1 protein-coding gene is annotated in these 860 nt (G+C 23.8%); it reads right to left on the reverse strand.

The annotated features are described in order from the left end of the window. On the reverse strand, window positions 1-860 hold an 860-nt coding region (locus tag L8W64_RS08865; RefSeq protein WP_263673555.1), incomplete at both ends, for a DUF2972 domain-containing protein.

Genomic DNA, 860 nt, shown 5'->3' on the forward strand with positions numbered 1-860 from the left:
TGTGTTTTAAAATATATACAGATGTTGCTTTTTTCTTTTCAACTAACTTAGTTTTTTTATCAATCTGAATTAAAAAATTGCTAAAAAAACTTATTATATGTTCTAAATATAGATATGAAATTTTATCCATATCTTTTCTATCAATTGAAAAGCCAATTAATTTTTGGATTTCATGTTTACATTTTATATATTTTTCAATATCTACACAATTTAATGGTATTTCATTTTTTAATGTTATATTTATTTTTAAATCCTTATATCGAACCACAATAGGTAAAATATATCTAAATTTTGAACTTTTTATCTCTTCGTAGTATTGTTTATTTTCTTCTTTAGGTGGTTCAAAATTAAATACATTGGATAATTTTTTCATTGTATCAAAGGCAACGTTTGGAAGAATTTCACTCATATCAACATAATATATATCTGTTTTTACACATTTCAAAATATTACTAAAATCAAAACATGCTATATTAATCCAATAGTTTAAATTTTTTAATAAGTAATTTATATCATCAATATCTATATATTGTACACGGTCAAGTATTGTTTCTATATTATTAGTTTCAATATCATATTCATCATACGCTTTCTGTCCTTCATAAGCATACCAGCCATGATTAACACCATGTTTTAATCTTTCTATAGGATCTCTAACTAAAAATAACACCGACTGATTATAAATTTTATATAGAAATCTAACAGCTCTTTCCATATCATTAACATGATGAATATATATAAAAAAACAAGCATCTTCTGAAAACGAATAAATATAGTCTTTAGAGTGTAAATAACTCACCACTGGCAGGGATTTTTGCAAAAACAAATTTAAAGCTGCATGACCAGATAATCCAAAGGCC

This window comes from Campylobacter sp. IFREMER_LSEM_CL1097 (assembly GCF_025772225.1).
Lineage (GTDB): Bacteria > Campylobacterota > Campylobacteria > Campylobacterales > Campylobacteraceae > Campylobacter_D > Campylobacter_D lari_D.